Below are 19,369 nucleotides of genomic sequence, written 5' to 3' on the forward strand. Positions count from 1 at the left end.
CGGCAGGACTATCATGCAGGTAAGAAAGCTTACTTCGACCACCACGGAGACAACCATTACAGAAGCACCGGTCCAGGACGAGGTCTACTACGGCGGCCAGGCGTCCGTGGAGGAACAATTTCACGCGGAGATCACGTCGGCGGCGGCGGAACAACGGCTCAGGCACCGCCCCGATGTCATCCGGCACAAGGGCCGCTACGCCCTGATCAACGACACCAGGACCCCCTACCAGGCCATGGTGGAAGATTTGCTGTTCCTGCGGAACGTCCTGGCAAACGCGGGCCTGGCCTACCTCCTGGTCCGCGGCAACAACGACCGCCCCGTGGTGGCGCTGGACTGGAAGAGCCGGAAGAAACTCCGCGCCGCCCTGGTGGAGGCGTGCAGGGACGAGCCCTTCTACTCCATGACCGTGGACGCCAAGAAGAAGACCTCCGTCCTGGTGGCGGACGGCGAACTGTCCTCCAACCGGCAGGCACGGATCTTCCGCCTGTACCGGCCGCGGGTGGAACCGGTGGGCGGTTTCGAGTTCGGCGCCTCCGCCGGCGTCCAGATCGAGCTGTGGTCCTTCGAAGGCGAAGAACTGATCCTCCCCATCGAGAACTCCCTGACCCGCAGGACCATGCTGCGGCAGGACGCCGTCCGCGGCACGGTGGAACGCTACGGCCACACCTGGCCCACCATCGAGAACATGTTCGCCGACCACGCCAGCGACATCAGCTTCGACATCGACCTGGTCTTTTCCTGGGTGGACGGAAGCTCTCCGGAATACATTGCGGCCCGCCGCGCGCAGCAGCAGGGCGTGGTCCTGGGCGAGGGCGACGACCATGAGGCCCGGTTCCGGCAGATCAACGAGCTCAAGTACGCGCTGCGCTCCGTGTACATGTTCGCCCCATGGATCCGCCGCATCTTCATCGCCACGGACTCCCCCGCTCCGGCCTGGCTGGCAGAGCACCCGTCCGTCACGATCGTCCGCAGCGAAGAGTTCTTTGCAGATCCCTCGGTGCTGCCCACGCACAATTCCCAGGCGGTCGAGTGCCAACTGCACCACATAGAAGGGTTGTCCGAACACTTCCTCTACTCCAATGACGACATGTTCTTTGGCCGGCCCGTAGGCCCGGACATGTTCTTCACACCCGGCGGCATCACCAAGTTCATTGAGGCAGAAACCAGGATCGGCCTGGGCGAGAACGCTGCCGAGCGCAGCGGCTTTGAGAACGCCGCCCGGGTCAACCGCAAGCTTCTCTGGAACCGGTTCGGGCGGATCACCACCCGGCACCTGGAACACACTGCAGCTCCGCTGCGGCGCAGCCTCGTGGCCCAGATGGAGGAAGAATTCCCGGAAGAATTCCGGAAGACGGCGGCCAGCAGGTTCCGGGCAGCGGACAACATCTCCGTCACGAACTCGTTCTACCACTACTACGCCCTGCTGACAGGCCGAGCGGTCACGCAGACGGCCGCGAAGGTGCGCTACGTGGACACCACCATGCGGGCCGGGATCAACTACCTGCCCAAGCTGCTCGCCAAGCGGAACATGGACTTCTTCTGCCTGAACGACGGCAGTTTCCCCGAAGTCAGTGCCGACGAACGCGCAGAAGCCGTGACCGACTTCCTGGAAAAGTACTTCCCCATCAAGGCTCCCTGGGAAAAGTAAGTCCGGGCACGGGTGCCCGGACTTACCGGCGGCCGGCTCCGGAACCCGGCGCGCCTATTTGCTGCTGGCCACGCCCTGTTTGGTGCTGCGGCGCTGCTTGGCGGTTTCCGGAATCCGGACTCCGGCAGCTGCCAGGCGCCGGGCGGTTTCCTCGGGCGAGACGTATTCACCCACGGTGGCCGCGCGGCCCATCGGCACCACCGAGTGCACGATTGTGTGCTCGTATACGTGCACCAGGTTGAAGGCCTGTCCGCCGTCCTGCCCGCGGGTGCCTCCCACCGGAACGTTGAGGTCCTGCGTATAGCAGGATGCTGACGCGACCGAGACCGGAACACCGGCGAAGCTGGCCGTGGTGGAGTAGTGCAGGTGGCCGGCCAGGATGGTGCGGACGTCAGAGTTGCGGACCACCGCCGCCAGGGAGGCTTGGTCGCGCAGCTCCACCAGCACCGAAAGATCGAGTACCGACGGGACCGGCGGGTGGTGGAGTGCAAGGATGGTGCCGTCCGGGGCCGGCGTTTCGAGTTGCTGCGCCAGCCACTCCAGCTGTGCTGTGCTCAGCTCGCCGTGGTGGAATCCAGGGACGGTGGTGTCCAAGGTAATGACTCTCAACCCATTGATGAAGTAGCTGTGGTCCACCGGCTCATCGGTGCCTGGCTGGTCCAGCAGGCCCCGGCGGAAGTTCGCACGGTCGTCATGGTTACCCATGGCCCAGATCACTTTGGCGCCGAGTTCCTCACATGCAGGGTCAACGATGGCCCGCAGTTTCACATAGGCTTCGGGATCACCCTTGTCTGCGAGGTCGCCCGTGAAAATCACAGCCTCCGGCCGTGCACCGGACGCCTTGACTTCCTCGAAAAGCTGGATGAGGCGTGCTTCGCTGTCGACGGTTCCGTAGAGGGGTTCTGGACCTCCCAACAGGTGGGGATCGCTCAAGTGGAGTAGGAAGTGGCGTGGCCGGGGATGTTCGGCCTCGATGTGCTCCATTGCTACCTCTATGGTCGGTGGGAAGCCGTTCTTCCCTTGTACCCTTCAGTAATATTTATCCAATCAGACATTTGGCAAACTTGGGGTGAATCGCCGTAGCTGATGTGGAAAAAATCAAAAGAACTGCGCTTCTGCAGACTTAATTCGGCCTGCCCGGCGGATCAGCCCAGCGCTTCCTCGATCGCTTCGATGACCTTGGGCGCGTCCGGCTCCACGGTGGGGCCGAACCTGGCCGCCACTGTCCCGTCACGGCCCACCAGGAATTTTTCGAAATTCCACTTCACCGCTCCCGGCAGCAAACCGGTGCGGAACTTGGTCAGCTCGGAATACAGCAGGTGCTGGTTCCGGCCCCGGACGTCCGCCTTGGCTGTCAGCGGGAACGTCACGCCGAAGTTGCGCTCGCAGAATTCCGCGATTTCGCTGTCGGTGCCGGGCTCCTGGCCGGCGAACTGGTTGCACGGGACACCGAGGACCTCAAAGCCGCGGTCACGGAATTTTCCGTAGAGTGCCTCGAGGCCGGCGTACTGGGGCGTGAAGCCGCAGTTGGAGGCGACATTGACCACCAGCACCACTTTTCCCTTGAACTGGCCGAAGTTCGTCCTGGTGCCATCGTTGAGGAGCAACGGGATCGGGTACAGGGGCGCCGGGCGCTGTGTTTGCGAAAGGAAGCTCATAAGGGCAATTCGTTGCCGTCGACTCCGTGTACGGGTCCGGCGTTGAAGAATTTTCCCGTCTAGTACGTCGTCGGGACCGGCGTGGGCTCCAGCGTTGTTGGACCGGGTGTGGGCTCGAGCGTTGTCGGGGCGTGTGCCGGCGCCACCGTCGTCGCAGGCGCCGTCGGGGCAGGAGCCGGCTCCACCGGTGCGGGTGCGGGTGCAGGCGTCGGCTCCGTGGCCGTCGGCGTCGGGGTCGGCTCACTCGGCATCGGCGTCGGCGTCGCGGCAGGTTCGGGCGTGGGCGTCGGTTCACTCGGCGTCGGGCTCGGGTCCGGAGGCGCGGGTGTCGGCGTCGGGCTCGGATCCGTGGGCGTGGGCGTCAGCGTCGGGCTCGGATCCGTGGGCGTGGGCGTCGGCGTCGGCGTTGGTGTCGGCTCACTGGGAGACGGGGACGGCGACGCCGTCGGGTTGCCGGCTGTCGGATCGGACGACGGCGGCGGGGCACTGGGCGAAGGCTGGGCAGACGCCGTTGGGGCCGGCGTCGTCAACTGCCCGTTGGACATTGGAAAGAAGGTACCGGACGGCGCCGGGCCAGCCAGCAGCGGCGCCGGACCAGGCGATGCCTCCAGCCCGGCGGACGGGGACGATCCCCGGTCCACGTGGAGCGGGATGGTCCAGCTGACCCTCCCGTCGGACAAGCCAGGCCCGGGGCCGTAGGAAACCATGCCGGCCGGGAGTGATTGGCCGACGGCGCGCAGCTGGAGGAAGCTCCAATTCAAGGGATTGGTGTAGCGGCCGTTCTGGATGGTCTCAAAGTGCAGATGGCAGCCCGTTGACCAGCCCGTGGTTCCCACCCGGGCGATAACCTGGCCCACCTGGACCCGGTCGCCGGTATGGACGCCAATCGACTCAAGGTGGTTGTACGTGGTGATAAGGCCGTCACCGTGGTCGATCTCCACCCGGTTGCCTCCGCCCCAAGGATGCCATCCGGCCGCCCGGACCACCCCGGTGTCGGCCGCATAGACGGGGGTGCCGCAAGCGGCCGCGTAGTCCTGGCCAAGGTGGAAGTCTCCTGATGTCCCGCTGAGGGGACTCACCCGGAAACCGAAGGGCGAGCTCGGGTCGAGCGACTGGAGCGGCGCCATGAGGAAGCCTGCCGGCGGCCGGCCCGCACCGGCCGGGCCGACCACCAGTCCCGCCGACGGGTCCTGGAAACCGCCCAGCGCTGCATGCGGGAAAGCCAAAGTGACATTGGGATCCGAGGCGACGGCCGGCGGAAGGGAACCGGCACCAACCTGGTCCGAGGCCGGCGGCCCGGTATTGCCGTCCACCCCCCGGGTGTCCGTACCCGCAACCGCCCCGGCCGACGCCACGTCACCGGCAGTCCGGGCCCGGTCGAGCGCCCCTGCCAACCGGACGGGTCCTGCGGGGCCGCCGGAAAGATTGACTGCACAAGCGGCAGTCGCGACCATACCGGCGGCGGCCACGGCACGGACCAGGTGGGGAAATGTCCGCTGGGCCGGTTTGCCGTTACCGGGCACCCAATAATTGCCCATTGATTGACTCCAGGACGGGGGTTGCCGCGCGTTGTCTCGACGGTACGTCCCATGGGACCACAGGTCCGCCCGCCGGGGAACCCTGGAGCAGCACAATGCGGGTTTTTTGTGGGCGTTGGGTGCAGGGACGCGCCAGCCGGCCAAGCCGCCGACTGACGCACAGGCCGAAATGGGCAAGAATGGCTCATGCGAAATTTCGTTCGTACCTGGCGGGACGAAATCAAGAAGACTTTCTCCGGGAACGCCGATGCACCACCGGAGTGGTCGCTGCGGCTCGCGGAGGGCGACGATGCCGGCTACCACCTGCCAGGGTCGGCGGTGTGGGCGGTCCACGGCTCCATGTCCCCGATCGTGGGCGGAATCCGGACACTGCTGATGCAGTCGCTGCATCCCGGTGCCCTGGCGGGCGTGCATGAACACTCCAATTTCCGCGAGGATCCCCTCCGACGGCTGGCCAATACCATCCGCTGGATTTTCACCGTGACCTACGGTTCCACTGCCGCCGCGGAGGAGGCCTCACGGCGCGTGCGCCGGCTCCATGAACCGGTGCAAGGCAGCTACCAGGACAATGCCGGCACCGAACGCGCCTACAGCGCCAACGATCCCGGGCTGGCGGCCTGGATCCACATCGCCTTCACGGACGGATTCCTGGCCGCCCACCGGATCTGGGGCGGACCGATCCCCGGCGGAGAAGATGCCTATGTCCGCGAGTGGGCCCAGGCCGGGCGGCTCATGGGCGTGGAGGACCCGCCAGTCACCCGGGCACAGATGCGGAGCCAGCTGGACGCCTGGTACGAGCAGGGCGAACTGCGGGCTGACGGCAGGGTCAGGGAAACGGTGGAGTTCATCCGCAACGCACCCCTGCATCCACTGCTGAGGCCGGGTTACCGCATATTGTTCGCGGCCGCCGTTTACAGCCTGGAGCCCCGGTACCGCCGGATGCTGGGCCTCTCCGTTCCACGGCTGGGCCCCTTCCCGCTTCCGGTGCGGCTGGCCACAAAGCTGGTGCTCGGCGTCGTACATCTCGCCCTGGGCGGCATCCGCAGGCGCAAGGGTCCCAGCGAAGCAGCAGCCCGGGAACGGCTGCGGCGCCTGGGCGAACCCGCCGCTGACCTGGCCTGAGAAACTGCCCCGCTGTCCCGTTGGGAAGGCCTGGATGGTTAAACGAAAGAACCCGGCCCCGGCAGCTGCCGGGGCCGGGTTCCAACCGGCGGAGAATGGGGGATTTGAACCCCCGAGGGCGTTAACCCAACACGCGTTCCAGGCGTGCGCCATAGGCCGCTAGGCGAATTCTCCAACTGCTTCTGAATCAAAAGCAGGTACCAGATTACCTGAACTTTTCCGCATCGCCCAATTGGCCCGCGCAGGGCCCGTTTTCGAACGCGCCCGGCAAGACCTTCAGGTCCCGCCAGGCTCCGTCCCTGACCCGGCAATGGACGCCCCCAATGCGCCCATTCCCTGTTGCTGCACCGTTGAGCTGCCGGGTCCGGTTCGTTCAACCAGGCCACGCACCTCACAATCTTGAGATTGCCCCAATCGGTGTATATACAAATGATCGTGGCTGCCCCGGGGATAAGCAATGGAAATCCGCGACGTGACCGGCGTTTCCTGCCTCGCGCCACCTCCGTCACCGCGGCAGCCGGCCGATTCGAGTCGCGCCCCATGTTCAGGTAAAGTGTTTGACGGCCCCTCATGTGGCGTCATCCTGTTGAACTCCCCCAGGACCGGAAGGTAGCAAGGGTAAATGGGCTCTGGCGGGTGCATGGGGGGTCTTTACTATTCCCCCACAGGGCGGCAGGATGTCAGCCCGGATTGGTAGGGTTTTCTCTGTGACAGTTACCACCGCCCTGTACCGCAGATACCGTCCCGACTCGTTCGCTGACGTTATCGGGCAGGAGCATGTCACCGAACCGTTGATGACGGCTTTGCGCAAGAACCGTGTCAACCACGCCTACCTTTTCTCCGGTCCCAGGGGCTGCGGCAAAACCACCTCCGCCCGCATCCTGGCGCGCTGCCTCAACTGTGCCCAAGGCCCCACTGACACCCCGTGCGGAACCTGCCCCAGCTGTGTGGAACTGGCCCGTGGCGGCTCGGGTTCCCTCGACGTCATCGAGATCGACGCTGCGAGCCATGGCGGCGTGGACGATGCCCGGGACCTCCGTGAGCGCGCCACCTACGCCCCGGTCCGGGACCGCTACAAGATCTTCATCATCGACGAAGCCCACATGGTCACCTCGGCCGGGTTCAACGCCCTCCTGAAGATCGTCGAAGAGCCGCCGGAACACATCAAGTTCATCTTTGCCACCACGGAGCCGGACAAGGTCATCGGCACCATCCGCTCCCGGACCCACCACTACCCGTTCCGGCTGGTACCGCCCGAGCCGCTGATGGCCTACCTTGAGCTGCTGTGCCGCCAGGAGAATGTTCCGGTGGCTCCCGGCGTGCTGTCCCTGGTCATCCGGGCCAGCGGCGGATCCGTCCGCGACTCCCTGTCCGTCCTGGACCAGCTCATGGCAGGCGCCGGACCCAACGGGCTGGACTACGAGCTCGCCGTCGCACTCCTCGGCTACACCCACGCCTCACTGCTGGACGACGTCGTGGAGGCCGTGGCCGCATCTGACGCCGCAACGGTCTTCCGGGCCGTAGACCGGGTCATCCAAACGGGCCATGATCCCCGGCGGTTCGTGGAAGACCTGCTGGAACGCTTCCGCGACCTCATCATCGTCCAGGCCATGCCGGAAAGCGCGCACGCCATCCTGCGGGGCATGCCGGCGGACCAGATCGCACGGCTTCAGAACCAGGCGCACAACCTTGGCGCCGCAGAGCTGTCGCGGGCTGCGGACGTTACCAACACGGCCCTGACCGAGATGACAGGAGCCACGTCGCCGCGGCTGCACCTTGAACTCCTGTGCGCCCGGATCCTCCTGCCCAGCTCCGAGCAGAACGAACGCGGCATGGCCGCACGGATCGACCGGGTGGAGCGGCGGCTCAACTACGCCGGGAACGACGTCGGCGCTGCCGCAACGGCCCCGCCAACAGCCGCGCCGGCGCCTTCAGCGCCCGCACCGGCTGCCTCCGTCCCGGCACCAGCGGCACCCGTTCCGGCACCAGCCACCCCAGCCCAGCCGCAGGTGGCCGCCGGCCCGGCGTCACCCAGCCAACACCCTGCCGAAGAAGCCGCCCGGCCCGTTCCCCACCCCGGCCGGGATGCGGCGGACCAGCCATCGAATGCTTCGCCGGCGCCCGCCGTCCGCCCACAGGAAACCGAACAGGCCGCTCCCGCCCAGGCCGCATCGGCCACCCCTGCGGCGCCTGCTCCTTCCGCGGGACCGGCATCCCCTGCAGGTCCCGCTTCCGGGACCAGCCATGGCGCGCCCGCTCAGGATGCCCGCAACCCCCTCACTCCCCCACGCGTAAGCACCAGCGACTGGCCTGTGGAGGAGCCGGCCCGCGGCCGCCAACCCCAGGCGCCCGCTGCGGCAGCAGCCCCCGAGGCAACGCCTCCGGCGCCACAGGAGCAACCTGCACGGTCCGCCCCGGCAGCTCCCCCGGCAATGGGTGACGTTGAAGTCCTCCGCAGGGCCTGGCCTGATGTCCTGCAGACCCTTTCGAAGATCAAGCGCAGCACCTGGGCCCTGGTGGAACCGAATGCACAGGTCAGCGCCTTCGACGGCAGCGTCCTGACCCTCTCCTTCACCACGCCCGGACTCGCCGGAGCCTTCGGCCGGGCGGACCACTCCGACAATTTGCGCCAGGCCATCCACAAGACGGTTGGCATGGACCTGCAGATCCACGCGGTTGCCGGCGGCGCCAGCCAGGCGAGCTCTGAGCCAAACCCAAAAGTTCCGGCCAGTCCGGTGGTTCCGGCCACGTCAGCTGACGTTGCCTGGGGACTTGCCCCGGCCCCCGCCACTTCATCGGCTGCCACGGCGGACAATGCTGCCGCAGCCACGCCGGCTGCAGCACCAGTACCTGCACCTGCCGCATCGCCGGCACCGGCCGTAACCCCTGTGACTGCACCTGCCTCCGTGCCAGCCCAGGCTGCGTCGTCGCCGGCATCCGCCGCAGCCGCTCCGTCCGCTGGGGACAACCAGCGCCGGGAGCCTGCCCAGCCGGCATCTGAAGGCACCGGAGGCCCGGGCAAGGCATCCGGCCCCGCAGTGTCGCAGTCCCCCTACCCCTCCGCCGCCGGAGACTACTCCTATTCGGACGACGACTGGGGCCCGCCCCGGGACGAGGACGCCCCGCCGCTGGATGAAGAGCCCCCCATGGACTGGGAACCTTCGGCCCCTGCTTCCGGCACCACCGCAACGCCTGCCTCCACCGCCGGCACGGACCGGCCCGCTGGCAGCAACCGCACAGAAGCCGCGCCTAAGGCGGGACCCGCTACCGCCCCTTCCGCCAATACCGGTAACGGAGAGGCCCCGCCTGCGGTAGCCGCCCACGACCCATGGGCCCGGGCCGTCGAACAGGCCCCCGGTGTCTGGGTGGTTGGGGACAAGAGCAACGTGGGTGTGCCGCCTGTCAGTGCTTCCGTGGACGAACCGGCGCCCCCGGCACCTGCCCCGACCCCGCATTACGAACCGGCCACCGCACAGGTGCCGCCCGCTATCCCGGCCTCCGCAACCAGGGCCACGGCCGAGGCCGACCGGGGTGTGGGAGCGGTGAACGACAACAGTCGTGCGGACTCCGTCCGGGAAACGTACAAGCCGGCCCAGGCCATGCGTGCTCCGGAACCTGAACTTGCCATGGCATCAGCCGGGCCCGCCACGTCTGCCCCGTCGCGGCCACAGGCTCCGGCGGCAACGCCCTCCGCGGGACGGCCTGAAACGCGGCAAAGCCTCTACCAGCGGCTGTCCAACAGCCCGGAAGCCGAGGCCGGCCGTGCCAAAGCGCCCACCAGGGCCGCAACGGCCCCCAGCGCGTACGTCCAGGACATCCCGAGCGCCGACGACGAAACCATCGAGGAGTCCGGTGTCTTCGGACGCGCGGCGGTGGAGCGTATTCTGGGCGGAAAGCTGATCGAGGAACGGTCCAACGACGGCAGTCCCCTAGCGCCCCGGTACTGACCGGCCACAACGCCACAAACCGTTGGTCCGCACCTGGTGACCTGCCCGCCATCCACATCGAACTAAAGAGGGAATTGTGTACGAAGGTGCTGTCCAGGAGCTGATTGACGAGCTCGGACGCCTTCCAGGGGTGGGACCCAAGTCGGCGCAACGGCTGGCGTTCCACATCCTCGAAGCTGATCCCCAGGACATGAAACGGCTGGTCGAGGCCATCACCACGGTCAAGGACAAGGTCAAGTTCTGCACTGTCTGCGGCAACGTCACCGAACAGGAACTCTGCAATATTTGCAGGGATCCGCGCAGGGACCCGGCCGTGATCTGCGTGGTGGAGGAGTCCAAGGACGTCCTTGCCGTGGAACGTACCCGGTCCTTTCGTGGCAGGTACCACGTACTTGGCGGTGCGATCAATCCCATTGCCGGCGTCGGGCCGGAGCAACTTCGCATCCGCGAACTGCTCACGCGGCTGAACGACGGCGCCATCCAGGAAGTCATCATCGCCACAGACCCCAACCTGGAGGGCGAGGCGACGGCGACCTACCTTGCCCGCATGCTTAAGACGATCGGTATCACGGTCACCCGGCTGGCGTCCGGCCTGCCGGTGGGGGGCGATCTCGAATACGCGGACGAAGTCACTTTGGGCCGGGCCTTCGAAGGCCGTCGAAACGCCCTGGCCTGAGGGGCTGCCCGCCGGCCGCAATACCGGGCCCGGCCGGATTTTCCTGCAGCCGGACGACAGCCAGCCTGTCCAGGCGTTGTCCGGCCGGGCTGCCGCCTTCACGCCAGTCCCGTCGCGGGCCGGTATGTGGTCATAATTCAACGTCCCTCCGGGCACGGCGATAAACTGTCGGAGGAAGTCGCGCCGCCAGGCTTCATGGCCTCCAAAACTCCAACTGATCCGATGAAGGTACGCGCATGAGTACGCCCACTACCGAACTGCACAACGCAACCCAGCCGCAGGTGGCGCCCGCCGCCGGCGCGGTGACCAAACAGCTCATCGTGCAGAAATTCGGCGGCTCCTCCGTGGCGGACGCCGAGGGTATCAAGCGCGTGGCCAAGCGCGTAGTCGATGCCCAGGATGCCGGCAACGAGGTGGTGGTTGTCGTCTCGGCAATGGGCGACACGACGGACGAACTCCTGGACCTCGCCGCGCAGGTGACAGATTCCGCTCCCGCCCGCGAAATGGACATGCTCCTGTCCGCCGGCGAGCGCATTTCCATGGCGCTGCTGGCCATGGCCATCAACAAGCTCGGCGCGTCCGCACAGTCCTTCACCGGGTCCCAGGCCGGCATGATTACCGATGGCATTCACGGCAAAGCCCGGATTATCGACGTCGACCCGCACCGCATCCGGACTGCGCTGGACAAGGGCAACATCGCCATCGTTGCCGGTTTCCAGGGCATGAGCCGGGCCACCAACGAAATCACCACCTTGGGCCGTGGCGGCTCGGACACAACGGCTGTGGCACTTGCCGCGGCGCTCGAAGCGGATGTGTGCGAAATCTACACCGACGTCGACGGCATCTACACGGCCGATCCGCGCGTTGTCCCCTCAGCCCAGAAGATCGACACCATATCCAGCGAGGAGATGCTGGAACTCGCCGCCTCGGGCGCGAAAATCCTGCACCTTCGCTGCGTGGAATATGCCCGCCGGTTCGGTGTGCCGCTGCACGTCCGTTCCTCATTCAGCCAGCATGAAGGCACCTGGGTCATTCCCGGCGCCGACGACAAGATCACCACTCAAGAGGGAGTTGCCTTGGAGCAGCCAATCATCTCCGGCGTTGCGCACGACCGTTCCGAAGCGAAGGTCACCGTGGTCGGCGTTCCCGACATTCCGGGCAAGGCCGCTGCGATCTTCCAGGTCATCGCCGACGCCCACTCGAACATCGACATGATCGTCCAGAACGTTTCCACCCACGGCACGGGCAAGACGGACATCTCCTTCACCCTGCCGATCGTCGAGGGCGCCGATGCCCTGGCCGCCCTCCACGCAGCGCAGGACCAGATCGGCTTCGAGGCCATTGAATACAACGAGCAGATCGGCAAGCTCTCCCTGATCGGCGCCGGCATGCGGTCACACCCCGGCGTTTCGGCCACGTTCTTTAAGGCCCTGTCCGATGCCGGCATCAACATCAACATGATCTCCACCTCTGAAATCCGCATCTCGGTGGTAACCCACGCTGACCTGCTGGACGAGGCCGTGCGCGTGATCCACCAGGCGTTCGGCCTGGACAGCGAAAGCGAAGCGACAGTTTACGGCGGCACCGGCCGCTGAGCAGGCACAGAAAGGCCGGGCTGCCGTTACTTTGGTAACGGCAGCCCGGCTTTTTCGTATCAGGACTCCCGGTCCAGGTCTTCCCGGCGCACTGCGTAGTGGTGGCCCGTTGAATCGGTTTCCACCACGAAATGTGAAAGATCCTCTTCGGAGGCCTGCTCAAATTGGTCGTGTCGGTGCACCACGGGCGTGTCGGCATCCAGCCGTGTGGCAGGGCCGAAGAAGAAGCGGAGCCTCTCGGTCAGGCCCATGAAACCGCTGAGGACATGTGCCACTGTTTCCCACCCCCTTCCCGAACCTCGGGCGAAAGTGCTGCTGCCTCCTAGCGGAAACAGTGCCCTTATTCTAGTCCCGGCGCCGGAAAAAGGCGCCGGTGACGGCGGCGCGAAAGGGCTACCGCAAGGAACGGTCCTCAGGGTTCCTGGGCACAACATAGGTGCTGCCATCCGGCCTGGTAATGGTCTCCCACTGCTGGGTTTCCGCCTGGCGCTGGACCAGCAGCCGGCGGTTTTCCTCGGTCATATCGTGGGCCAGCGCAGAGCGGTTGGCCGGGCCGAAGACAGCCCTGAGTTTTCCCGTGGCGCGCATAAAGCGCTGGGAGGCGTTGCCTTTGTCCCCGGACCTGTCCCTGGCCATGAACGCGTTCCTTCCACTCAATGCTTGCTTACCGTCAATGTACACTAATAATTAGTGCACTAACAATGTAAGGAAGCCATGACCCCCACATCTCCCGTCGATGCCGCGGATGAAGACCTCTTGCTGGAACACCAGCTGTGCTTTGCGCTGACGGTGGCTGCCCGAAGCGTCGTGGGCGCCTACAAGCCGGTGTTGGAAAAACTCAACCTCACACACCCGCAGTACCTGGTGATGCTGTGCCTGTGGGAGACCAGCCCGCGTACTGTAAGGAACATCAGTGCGGCTTTGGCCCAGGAACCGGCAACCATCTCTCCACTCCTGCGCAGGCTCGAGGCGGCAGGGTTGATTACCCGGGCACGCGCTGAGGGCAACGAACGCGCCCTGGCGGTGACCCTGACGCCCGAAGGAAGAGCGCTCCGGGAACAAGCACTTCAGGTTCCGGGAACCATGATGGAACGGCTGGGCCTCACCCGGGAACAGGTGACCGAACTGCACGCCTCCATGATGGGACTCATCGCCGCCACGTCGGAGGGCACGCGCTGACCGGCCATCCATCAAGCGGCCCGGCCGCCGGGCCGGGGTTTTCCGGCAAAACCGACGACTAGAATGGCATGACGAAGGGGAGGTGGCCTGATGCGTAACCTACGATTGGCCGCAGCGGTCCTGGCCATGGGTTCCGGGCTGCTCTCCGGTTGCGGCGGTTCGTCCAACGGCGGGCCCTCCGCGTCCGGCAGTTCACCCGCAGGGCCCTCTCCCGATACTGAAACTTCGGCCGCGGCCCCCGCGCCCGCAACGTCACGTCCCGGCAACGGGCCGGGGCAGGGCAACGCCAAGCTTGCCATTACCGTGATGCCGTCCGAGGGCGCACCCGCGCTCGACTACATTTTGGTCTGCTCCTCCGGAACCCCCGCCGCGGAAAGCCGCCACCCGGATCCTGCTGCTGCCTGCGCGGCCCTCAAGGCGAACCCCGCCATCGTGGCCCAGGCCGCACCGGGAAGCGACCGGACCTGCACCCAGCAGTATGGCGGCCCGCAGAAAGCGACTGTGACCGGGGCCGTGGATGGCGTCGCCGTCGAATCCTCCTTCGCCCGGACCAACGGATGTGAAATCAGTGCGTGGGACGCTGCCAAGGATGTGCTCGGTGCCGCCGGTGGAGCCTCTTAGCGTGCTGGCGGAGGACAGCGCCCAGGCACGGGAGGAAGCCCACCTGCAGCGCGTCAGCCGCTACGCCGATCCTTATCTTGCCCGCCGGTCGGCCGGGCAGAAGCATCCGGTGGAAGATTTCCTTTTCACCTATTACACCCAGAAGCCGGGCCAGCTGAAGCGCTGGCACCCGGGGTCCGGGACCGTCCTCACCGGCAGGCAGGCAGCCGCCCGGCAAGGCTGGAAGCACTACCGGGCGCTCGACGACGGCGAGCTTGCCTCGCTGGGGCTGGCTGCGGGGAGCATGGCAGTCACCTTTGACCGGGCCGCCTTCCTTGCCGACCGCAAGGAGGCAGTGGCGTTCGCGGGGGTGATCCTTCGCGGCACGGCGGCACGGCCTGCACAGTTCGGCTGCTTCGGCCTGCATGAATGGGCCATGGTCTACCGGCAGGACAAGTTCGATCTGCGCCACGAATACCTGCACCTGCGGCTGGGATCAGCAGGTACGGACAAGGTGGTGGAGGACAACAAGATCCGGTGCACCCACTTTGACGCGTTCCGGTTCTACACCCCGGATGCCATTCCGCTCAACGAGTATTCACCCAGCCGTGAATCGCAGCGCCACCTGGAGCAGCCGGGCTGCCTGCACGCCAACATGGACCTCTACAAGTGGGCGTACAAGCTGCTGCCGGCCCTTTCGAGCGAACTGGTCATGGACTGCTTCGAACTCTCCTGGCGCATCCGGGCCATGGACATGCAGGCCTCCCCGTACGACCTCGCCGAGTGGGGCTATCCCGCCATTCCCATCGAAACTCCGCAGGGTAAGGCTTCCTACGTTGAGCACCAGCGCAATTTTGCCGCTGAGGCTGCCGCCTTGCGGGAGCGGCTTGCCCTGGACCTGGACGCCCTCGCAGCGGGAGCGCCGAGGTGATCGACCTGTCCATCAGCGTCCGCGATGCCCCGGATGCCCCCGAGTACGTTTTCCGGCTGGTGGCGGAGGACGGAACTTTGGCGGCCGAAACCACCCTGCCGGCACCCGAGGCCGCCCTGGCGGCCGTGGAGGAATTCGGGGAGGACATCTTCTTTCCCCGGCCCGGGCCACCGAGGCTGTGCACCCAACAGTACGGGGGACCCCAGGTTGCCGTCGTTTCCGGCACGTTCCATGGGCGCCCGGTCCATTCGGTCTTCACCCGGACGGACGGCTGCGAGATCGCCCGGTGGAAGGCCATGGCTCCCCTGCTGGGCGGTAACGCCACCTGACCGCCGGACGCCGGGCACGAAAAAGGGTCCCGGACGAAAATCGTCCGGGACCCTCCCCCCATGCTCAGGCGATGGTCATGCTCCGGGTACTGCCTGCGCAATGCCCATCTGGGGCGCACCGGCCGGGGCCTGGGCAGAGCCGGAACCCACCTGCACGTTTACCCAGGTCTTGATGCCGTTGCTGCCCAGGCTCAGCCGCGAAAGGTATCGCCCATCACCCAGGCCGGCCCAGTTCAGGGTGGCCGAGGTGGCCGTCCCGTTGGGTGCCACGATCGGGTTGGGGTTGACGGTGAGGTTGCCGGCGTCGCCCGCAAAGCTCACCGCCTCGACCGAGGCAGTGGCAGGCCCATTGTCCGCGGTGGCGTACAGGTTGGCCACCACGTAATAGGTGCCCGGCCGGGGCGATTCCAGGTCAAGGAATTCGCTCGCCGAGGCCGTTGCCACCTGGGTTGCCGTCAAACCGCCCGAACCGTTGGGTGCGTACACCACCATGTCCCAGTCGACGTCGTTCGACTGCGCCTGGATGCCCAGCCGCGCGAAGGTGGAGCCGGCGGGAACCTGCACCTGGACCAGGGCGTTGTGGGCATCATTCGTGGGTGCGTACGCGCCCGGGGTCTTGGTGATCGCGGTCTGGTTCAGTGGCGCCAGGCCTTCCACGCCGACGGCGATCGGGCTGTCCGAGCCCGACACCAGCTCCATGGAGCCGCTGCCCGTGCCCGTGGCCGAGCTGAACGAGAACGACGGAGCGATCTGGGCATCGACCGGGCGGATGGCAATCGGCGATGTGACGGTCCGCGGGCCCTTCCATGTGAGGCTTCCGGTGCTGAATTTGCCGACCGGTGCGCTGACGTTCCGGATGGTCAGTGTTACTTCACGCGTTTGTCCGGCCTTGGCGAAGTTCAGCGCCTTGGGTTCGACATTGACGTTGAAGCCCGGCATGTTCACCTCGGGCCGGTACATGCCCGGCACCAGGGCCGTCAGCTTGCGCTTGACCTGGACCTCACCCACCAGGCTGCCCAAGGCGACCGACGGGAGGTTGAGGTCGCGGGCGGCGATGGAGCCCGCCTGCGGGGCCCCGGTATCAACGCCTTGTCCGTTCAGGAAACCAAGCCAATCCTGGATGCCGGAGTCGTAAACGAGGCCGGGATCGAGCACCCGGGTGGAGTCGATGTGGCCGGCGCCGCCCTGGAACGGATCCGTGTTGGGCGACCCGTCCGCGTTGACCAGCGGGTAGGCGGTGGTCATCATGGCCGACTTCACCATGGCGGGTGACCACTTCGGTTGCTTGCCAAGCACGAGGGCGCCGAAGCCGGCAATGTGCGGTGCGGCCATGGACGTACCGGACATGAAGCCGAACTGGTCGCCATGGTTGCCGATCGTGGAGACGCCGGCAAGGACGTTCACGCCAGGGGCGGAAATATCAGGCTTGAGCAGGTCGCCGCCTGAAGCGAGAGTGGGCCCGCGGGACGAGAAGCCCGCGATCTGGGGCGCCGGCGCCGGGGGAAGTCCGGTCAGGTCACCCTTGACCAGGCTCACCGTCAGTGCCGTGTTTGCCTGCAGCTTGGACTTCAGTTCCAGGCTCTTGGGCGCGTTGACGTGGACGGTGGGAATGACGTGGTTGTCGGCGTCCTCGGAGCTGCTGGTGAGATTCACCAGGATCATGCCGACACCGCCCTTGTCCTGGACTTCCTGGCTCTTGGCAGTCCGGTCCACTACTCCACGGTCACAGACCACCACTTTGCCGGCCACCTTGGCGGGGTCCAGGGTTCCGGGCCCGCACAGGTTGGCGTTGGCCGCCCCGGGAGCAGCGGCAGCAGCGGCCACCACAACAGGCTTGTCCGCAACCTCTGATTTCATGATGGAAGCGCCGCGGTACAGCGAACCATCGGAGACCTTGACCGTTCCCACCAGGTCGCTGGGAAAGGTGGAGGCGGCCACGGTGGTCAGCCACGGTGAGGCATGGTTCACGGTGGAGGCCGTCGGGCCGGAGTTTCCGGCAGAGGCCGACACGAAGACGCCTGCGGCGGCTGCGTTCAGGAAGGCGAGCGCCACGGGATCGGTGGTGCTGTTGTTGTTGCCCGAAATTGAGTAGTTCAGGACGTCCACGCCGTCCTTGATGGCTGCGTCGACGGCCTCAACCGACGATGACGAGTAGCAACCGCCGGTGTCCGGGTTGGTGTCCTCCCAGCAGACCTTGTAGACCGATACCTTGGCTGCCGGAGCCACGCCGGAGCTCTTTCCGAAGCTGGCCCCATCAATGACCTGCTCGACGTTGGCATTGCCCGCTGCCGTTGTTGCCGTATGGGTGCCGTGGCTGCCCACGTCCACCGGGGAAATCTGCTCCTCGGGGGCCCGGTTGCCCGGGGTCACGTACTGGAGGAAGGAGTCGGCGAAGTAGCGGGCGCCGATCACCTTGGAGTTGCAGAGCGAGCCGTCGAAGCCGGCCCCGGTTCCCTGGCCTTTTTGGCATTCGCCTTCAAAGGTGGTTCCGTCCGCCTTGAGCATCGCAATCTTGCCGTCGCCGGTGCGGTAGGGGACGCCCACCTGCGGGGTACCCTGCAAGGGCTGCAGCGGTTCGCCCTGGAGGAAGGGGTTGTCCGGGGCGTAGCCGGAATCGATGACGCCCACCACCACGCCCTTGCCGGCGTTGGCTTCACCCCCGAACTGCTTGGCCCAGGTCCCGTCCGGACCGGTGAGTTTGAGGAAGTCGGTGGTGGTGTAGTCGGGCTTGTTCTCGACGTCCGGCGCCACCACGAGCACGCGCTTGTCCTTTGACAGTTCGGCCGCCTGGTGGGCGGTCAGCTCCGCGGTGAATCCGTTGAGGGCGGCGGTGTACTGCTTGGCCGGGGATACTCCCTGGGCTCCCGCAACGTCACGCTGCTGCTGGCGCAGGTGCGCGTCGTAGGCTTTGTAGTTTGGGCTGCCGGCATCCAGTTTGCGGCCTTGCTGCGGCTTGGTTGCGCCAAGCCCGGCGGCTCCGCCCTCGTAGGCTGCTGCAGCCGGGCCGGCCAGGACCACGATGTACCGGCCGTCCTTGAACTGGCTGTCTTTCGTGGTGGCGGCGGCATTCTCGAGGCTTTGGCTCCCCGGCGCCGCCGTGGCCGGCGTTACTGCCAGCGAGCTTATGAGGAGGGGCAACCCGACAGCCAGGGCGGCTGCCTTCCGAAGTCCCCCAGCCCGCAAGGGGCTCTTTCCTGTTGATTTCACGCGCAACCCTTTCACGATGTACCGCCCAGACTTGGTGGGCGCCCCAGACGACTGGAACTGCAGAAGTAATTACAGATCTTGTAATTAGCTGAGACCAGACTGTTCACAGGGTACAGACTGAGAGCGAGATATGACATAGAGCACATTTTGGAAATTTTCGCTTGTCATATCCGTCCCGCCGGAACATTCGGGCATACAAAAAGGGCGCCCAGAAGGGCGCCCCGGAGTTGCTGGGGAAAGAATTCCGCGCGGCTAGTGGCGTGGGGTCCGCACCACGTCGCTGATCCACTGCCGGGTCTTCTCGTCCAACGGGCCGGCGACCCGGGTTTCGCGGGCCATGCGGTCCGCCTTCACCTTCTGCAGCACCATCCTGCCCAGGCCGGCAAAAACGGCAGCGGCAACCATCGGCAACAGCACGGACTTGGAATTTTGCGCCATCAGCCAATCCTAGTGAACGCCCTCCGGCAACTCCAGAAGCACATCCTTCGGGCCTCCACCCCGGTCCTCCCGGATCGGGGTCTACTCCATGAACATGCGGAATGCGGCGGCATGGGCCCGGGCCGGTAGAATGATAGGGCAAGCTCGCGGAGCGCCCGTCCACCATGTCCCCGACACCCCGGTACGGCGTGAGACGGCACCACTCCGCTGCGCCCTTAACCAAGCTCACGCACAGGAGTTGCCGGATGCCCCGGATCGTTGTTGACGTCATGCCCAAGCCCGAGATTCTGGACCCGCAGGGGAAGGCGATCGTTGGCGCTCTCCCCCGGCTGGGCTTCACCAGCTTCAGCTCTGTCCGCCAGGGCAAGCGCTTCGAACTGACGGTCGACGGCGAGGTGACGGAAGAAATCCTGGCCCAGGCCCGCGATGCCGCCGAGACCCTCCTGTCCAACCCAGTGATCGAGGACGTCGTCAACGTCGAGGTCGTCGAGGCCTGAA

Annotated in this window: 17 protein-coding genes, 1 tRNA gene, 1 other RNA gene and 1 pseudogene; 12 read left to right on the forward strand and 8 right to left on the reverse strand. The window is 66.2% G+C overall.

Features of this window, described 5'->3' with window-relative positions; genetic code table 11:
- The first annotated feature begins 13 nt into the window (after nt 1-13).
- On the forward strand, nt 14-1,651 hold the full coding sequence (locus DFO47_RS06570; RefSeq protein WP_018763164.1) for a stealth family protein: 1,638 nt from the start codon (nt 14-16) through the stop codon (nt 1,649-1,651).
- A gap of 54 nt (nt 1,652-1,705) precedes the next feature.
- Here DFO47_RS06570 and DFO47_RS06575 read toward each other — a convergent pair whose 3' ends face one another.
- Both DFO47_RS06575 and DFO47_RS06580 read right to left on the reverse strand, forming a co-directional pair.
- Nucleotides 1,706-2,635, reverse strand: coding sequence for a phosphodiesterase (locus DFO47_RS06575; protein WP_109045878.1), 930 nt, complete (start codon nt 2,633-2,635; stop codon nt 1,706-1,708).
- 161 nt (nt 2,636-2,796) lie between these two features.
- A complete protein-coding gene (locus DFO47_RS06580; protein WP_018763162.1) occupies nt 2,797-3,309 on the reverse strand; it encodes a glutathione peroxidase in 513 nt (170 codons plus the stop codon).
- A 108-nt stretch (nt 3,310-3,417) separates the two neighbouring features.
- On the opposite strand from DFO47_RS06580, the gene DFO47_RS21305 reads away from it, so the two are divergent.
- The gene (locus DFO47_RS21305) at nt 3,418-4,008 is read left to right on the forward strand and encodes a hypothetical protein (RefSeq protein ID WP_243835425.1); all 591 of its coding nucleotides are present in this window, start codon (nt 3,418-3,420) and stop codon (nt 4,006-4,008) included.
- 74 nt (nt 4,009-4,082) lie between these two features.
- Here DFO47_RS21305 and DFO47_RS21480 read toward each other — a convergent pair.
- Nucleotides 4,083-4,847: pseudogene (locus tag DFO47_RS21480) on the reverse strand (M23 family metallopeptidase); the annotation flags it as partial.
- A gap of 186 nt (nt 4,848-5,033) precedes the next feature.
- On the opposite strand from DFO47_RS21480, the gene DFO47_RS06590 reads away from it, so the two are divergent.
- Entirely contained in the window at nt 5,034-5,969 is a 936-nt protein-coding gene (locus DFO47_RS06590) for an oxygenase MpaB family protein (RefSeq protein ID WP_018763160.1), read from the forward strand.
- 89 nt (nt 5,970-6,058) lie between these two features.
- Here the strand turns inward: DFO47_RS06590 and DFO47_RS06595 are convergent.
- A tRNA-Ser gene (locus tag DFO47_RS06595) sits at nt 6,059-6,143 on the reverse strand.
- Nucleotides 6,144-6,528: 385 nt separating this feature from the next.
- On the opposite strand from DFO47_RS06595, the gene ffs reads away from it, so the two are divergent.
- The 4 genes from ffs (at nt 6,529) to DFO47_RS06615 (ending at nt 12,187) form a co-directional block, all read left to right on the forward strand.
- Nucleotides 6,529-6,625: signal recognition particle sRNA small type (ffs, locus tag DFO47_RS06600), an RNA gene on the forward strand.
- 51 nt (nt 6,626-6,676) lie between these two features.
- Complete coding sequence (locus DFO47_RS06605; protein ID WP_133831116.1) at nt 6,677-9,916, forward strand: DNA polymerase III subunit gamma and tau; 3,240 nt, start codon at nt 6,677-6,679, stop codon at nt 9,914-9,916.
- Nucleotides 9,917-9,992: 76 nt separating this feature from the next.
- Complete coding sequence (gene recR / locus DFO47_RS06610) at nt 9,993-10,592, forward strand: recombination mediator RecR (RefSeq protein ID WP_018763158.1); 600 nt, start codon at nt 9,993-9,995, stop codon at nt 10,590-10,592.
- A gap of 236 nt (nt 10,593-10,828) precedes the next feature.
- A complete protein-coding gene (locus DFO47_RS06615; protein ID WP_018763157.1) occupies nt 10,829-12,187 on the forward strand; it encodes an aspartate kinase in 1,359 nt (452 codons plus the stop codon).
- Nucleotides 12,188-12,246: 59 nt separating this feature from the next.
- Here DFO47_RS06615 and DFO47_RS06620 read toward each other — a convergent pair whose 3' ends face one another.
- Together DFO47_RS06620 and DFO47_RS06625 are read right to left on the reverse strand one after the other, a co-directional pair.
- Nucleotides 12,247-12,462: a hypothetical protein gene (locus tag DFO47_RS06620; RefSeq protein WP_133831117.1), complete on the reverse strand. Its 216-nt coding sequence runs from the start codon at nt 12,460-12,462 to the stop codon at nt 12,247-12,249.
- 118 nt (nt 12,463-12,580) lie between these two features.
- The gene (locus DFO47_RS06625) at nt 12,581-12,823 is read right to left on the reverse strand and encodes a hypothetical protein (protein WP_018763155.1); all 243 of its coding nucleotides are present in this window, start codon (nt 12,821-12,823) and stop codon (nt 12,581-12,583) included.
- Between the two features lie 78 nt (nt 12,824-12,901).
- Here DFO47_RS06625 and DFO47_RS06630 point away from each other — a divergent pair, with 78 nt between their 5' ends.
- From DFO47_RS06630 to DFO47_RS06645, 4 genes are all read left to right on the forward strand, one after another.
- A complete protein-coding gene (locus DFO47_RS06630) occupies nt 12,902-13,366 on the forward strand; it encodes a MarR family transcriptional regulator (protein ID WP_133831118.1) in 465 nt (154 codons plus the stop codon).
- Nucleotides 13,367-13,456: 90 nt separating this feature from the next.
- On the forward strand, nt 13,457-13,987 hold the full coding sequence (locus tag DFO47_RS06635) for an SSI family serine proteinase inhibitor (protein WP_166651681.1): 531 nt from the start codon (nt 13,457-13,459) through the stop codon (nt 13,985-13,987).
- Nucleotides 13,965-14,897, forward strand: coding sequence for a 3-methyladenine DNA glycosylase (locus DFO47_RS06640; protein ID WP_133831119.1), 933 nt, complete (start codon nt 13,965-13,967; stop codon nt 14,895-14,897). The genes DFO47_RS06635 and DFO47_RS06640 overlap by 23 nt, the downstream gene beginning before the upstream one ends.
- Nucleotides 14,894-15,226 carry a hypothetical protein gene (locus tag DFO47_RS06645; protein WP_018763151.1) on the forward strand — a complete coding sequence of 111 codons (333 nt, stop codon included), beginning with the start codon at nt 14,894-14,896 and terminating at the stop codon, nt 15,224-15,226. The genes DFO47_RS06640 and DFO47_RS06645 overlap by 4 nt, the downstream gene beginning before the upstream one ends.
- Before the next feature lie 75 nt (nt 15,227-15,301).
- Here DFO47_RS06645 and DFO47_RS06650 read toward each other — a convergent pair whose 3' ends face one another.
- Together DFO47_RS06650 and DFO47_RS06655 are read right to left on the reverse strand one after the other, a co-directional pair.
- Nucleotides 15,302-18,433: a S8 family serine peptidase gene (locus DFO47_RS06650; protein ID WP_243835375.1), complete on the reverse strand. Its 3,132-nt coding sequence runs from the start codon at nt 18,431-18,433 to the stop codon at nt 15,302-15,304.
- A 252-nt stretch (nt 18,434-18,685) separates the two neighbouring features.
- Nucleotides 18,686-18,871 (reverse strand): hypothetical protein, encoded by a 186-nt coding sequence (locus tag DFO47_RS06655; protein WP_018763149.1) that lies wholly within the window; start codon nt 18,869-18,871, stop codon nt 18,686-18,688.
- Nucleotides 18,872-19,116: 245 nt separating this feature from the next.
- On the opposite strand from DFO47_RS06655, the gene purS reads away from it, so the two are divergent.
- Complete coding sequence (gene purS / locus DFO47_RS06660) at nt 19,117-19,368, forward strand: phosphoribosylformylglycinamidine synthase subunit PurS (protein WP_015935902.1); 252 nt, start codon at nt 19,117-19,119, stop codon at nt 19,366-19,368.
- The last annotated feature ends 1 nt before the right edge of the window (nt 19,369 follow it).

It is taken from the genome of Arthrobacter sp. AG258, from assembly GCF_004364695.1.
GTDB lineage: Bacteria > Actinomycetota > Actinomycetes > Actinomycetales > Micrococcaceae > Arthrobacter.

Coding starts and splice junctions, on each gene's coding strand:
- DFO47_RS06570 (WP_018763164.1), top strand. CDS start 14: ATGCAGGTAAGAAAGCTTACTTCGACCACCACGGAGACAACCATTACA.
- DFO47_RS06590 (WP_018763160.1), top strand. CDS start 5,034: ATGCGAAATTTCGTTCGTACCTGGCGGGACGAAATCAAGAAGACTTTC.
- DFO47_RS06615 (WP_018763157.1), top strand. CDS start 10,829: ATGAGTACGCCCACTACCGAACTGCACAACGCAACCCAGCCGCAGGTG.
- DFO47_RS06625 (WP_018763155.1), bottom strand. CDS start 12,823: ATGGCCAGGGACAGGTCCGGGGACAAAGGCAACGCCTCCCAGCGCTTT.
- DFO47_RS06655 (WP_018763149.1), bottom strand. CDS start 18,871: ATGGCGCAAAATTCCAAGTCCGTGCTGTTGCCGATGGTTGCCGCTGCC.
- DFO47_RS06630 (WP_133831118.1), top strand. CDS start 12,902: ATGACCCCCACATCTCCCGTCGATGCCGCGGATGAAGACCTCTTGCTG.
- DFO47_RS06580 (WP_018763162.1), bottom strand. CDS start 3,309: ATGAGCTTCCTTTCGCAAACACAGCGCCCGGCGCCCCTGTACCCGATC.
- DFO47_RS06635 (WP_166651681.1), top strand. CDS start 13,457: ATGCGTAACCTACGATTGGCCGCAGCGGTCCTGGCCATGGGTTCCGGG.
- purS (WP_015935902.1), top strand. CDS start 19,117: ATGCCCCGGATCGTTGTTGACGTCATGCCCAAGCCCGAGATTCTGGAC.
- DFO47_RS06575 (WP_109045878.1), bottom strand. CDS start 2,635: ATGGAGCACATCGAGGCCGAACATCCCCGGCCACGCCACTTCCTACTC.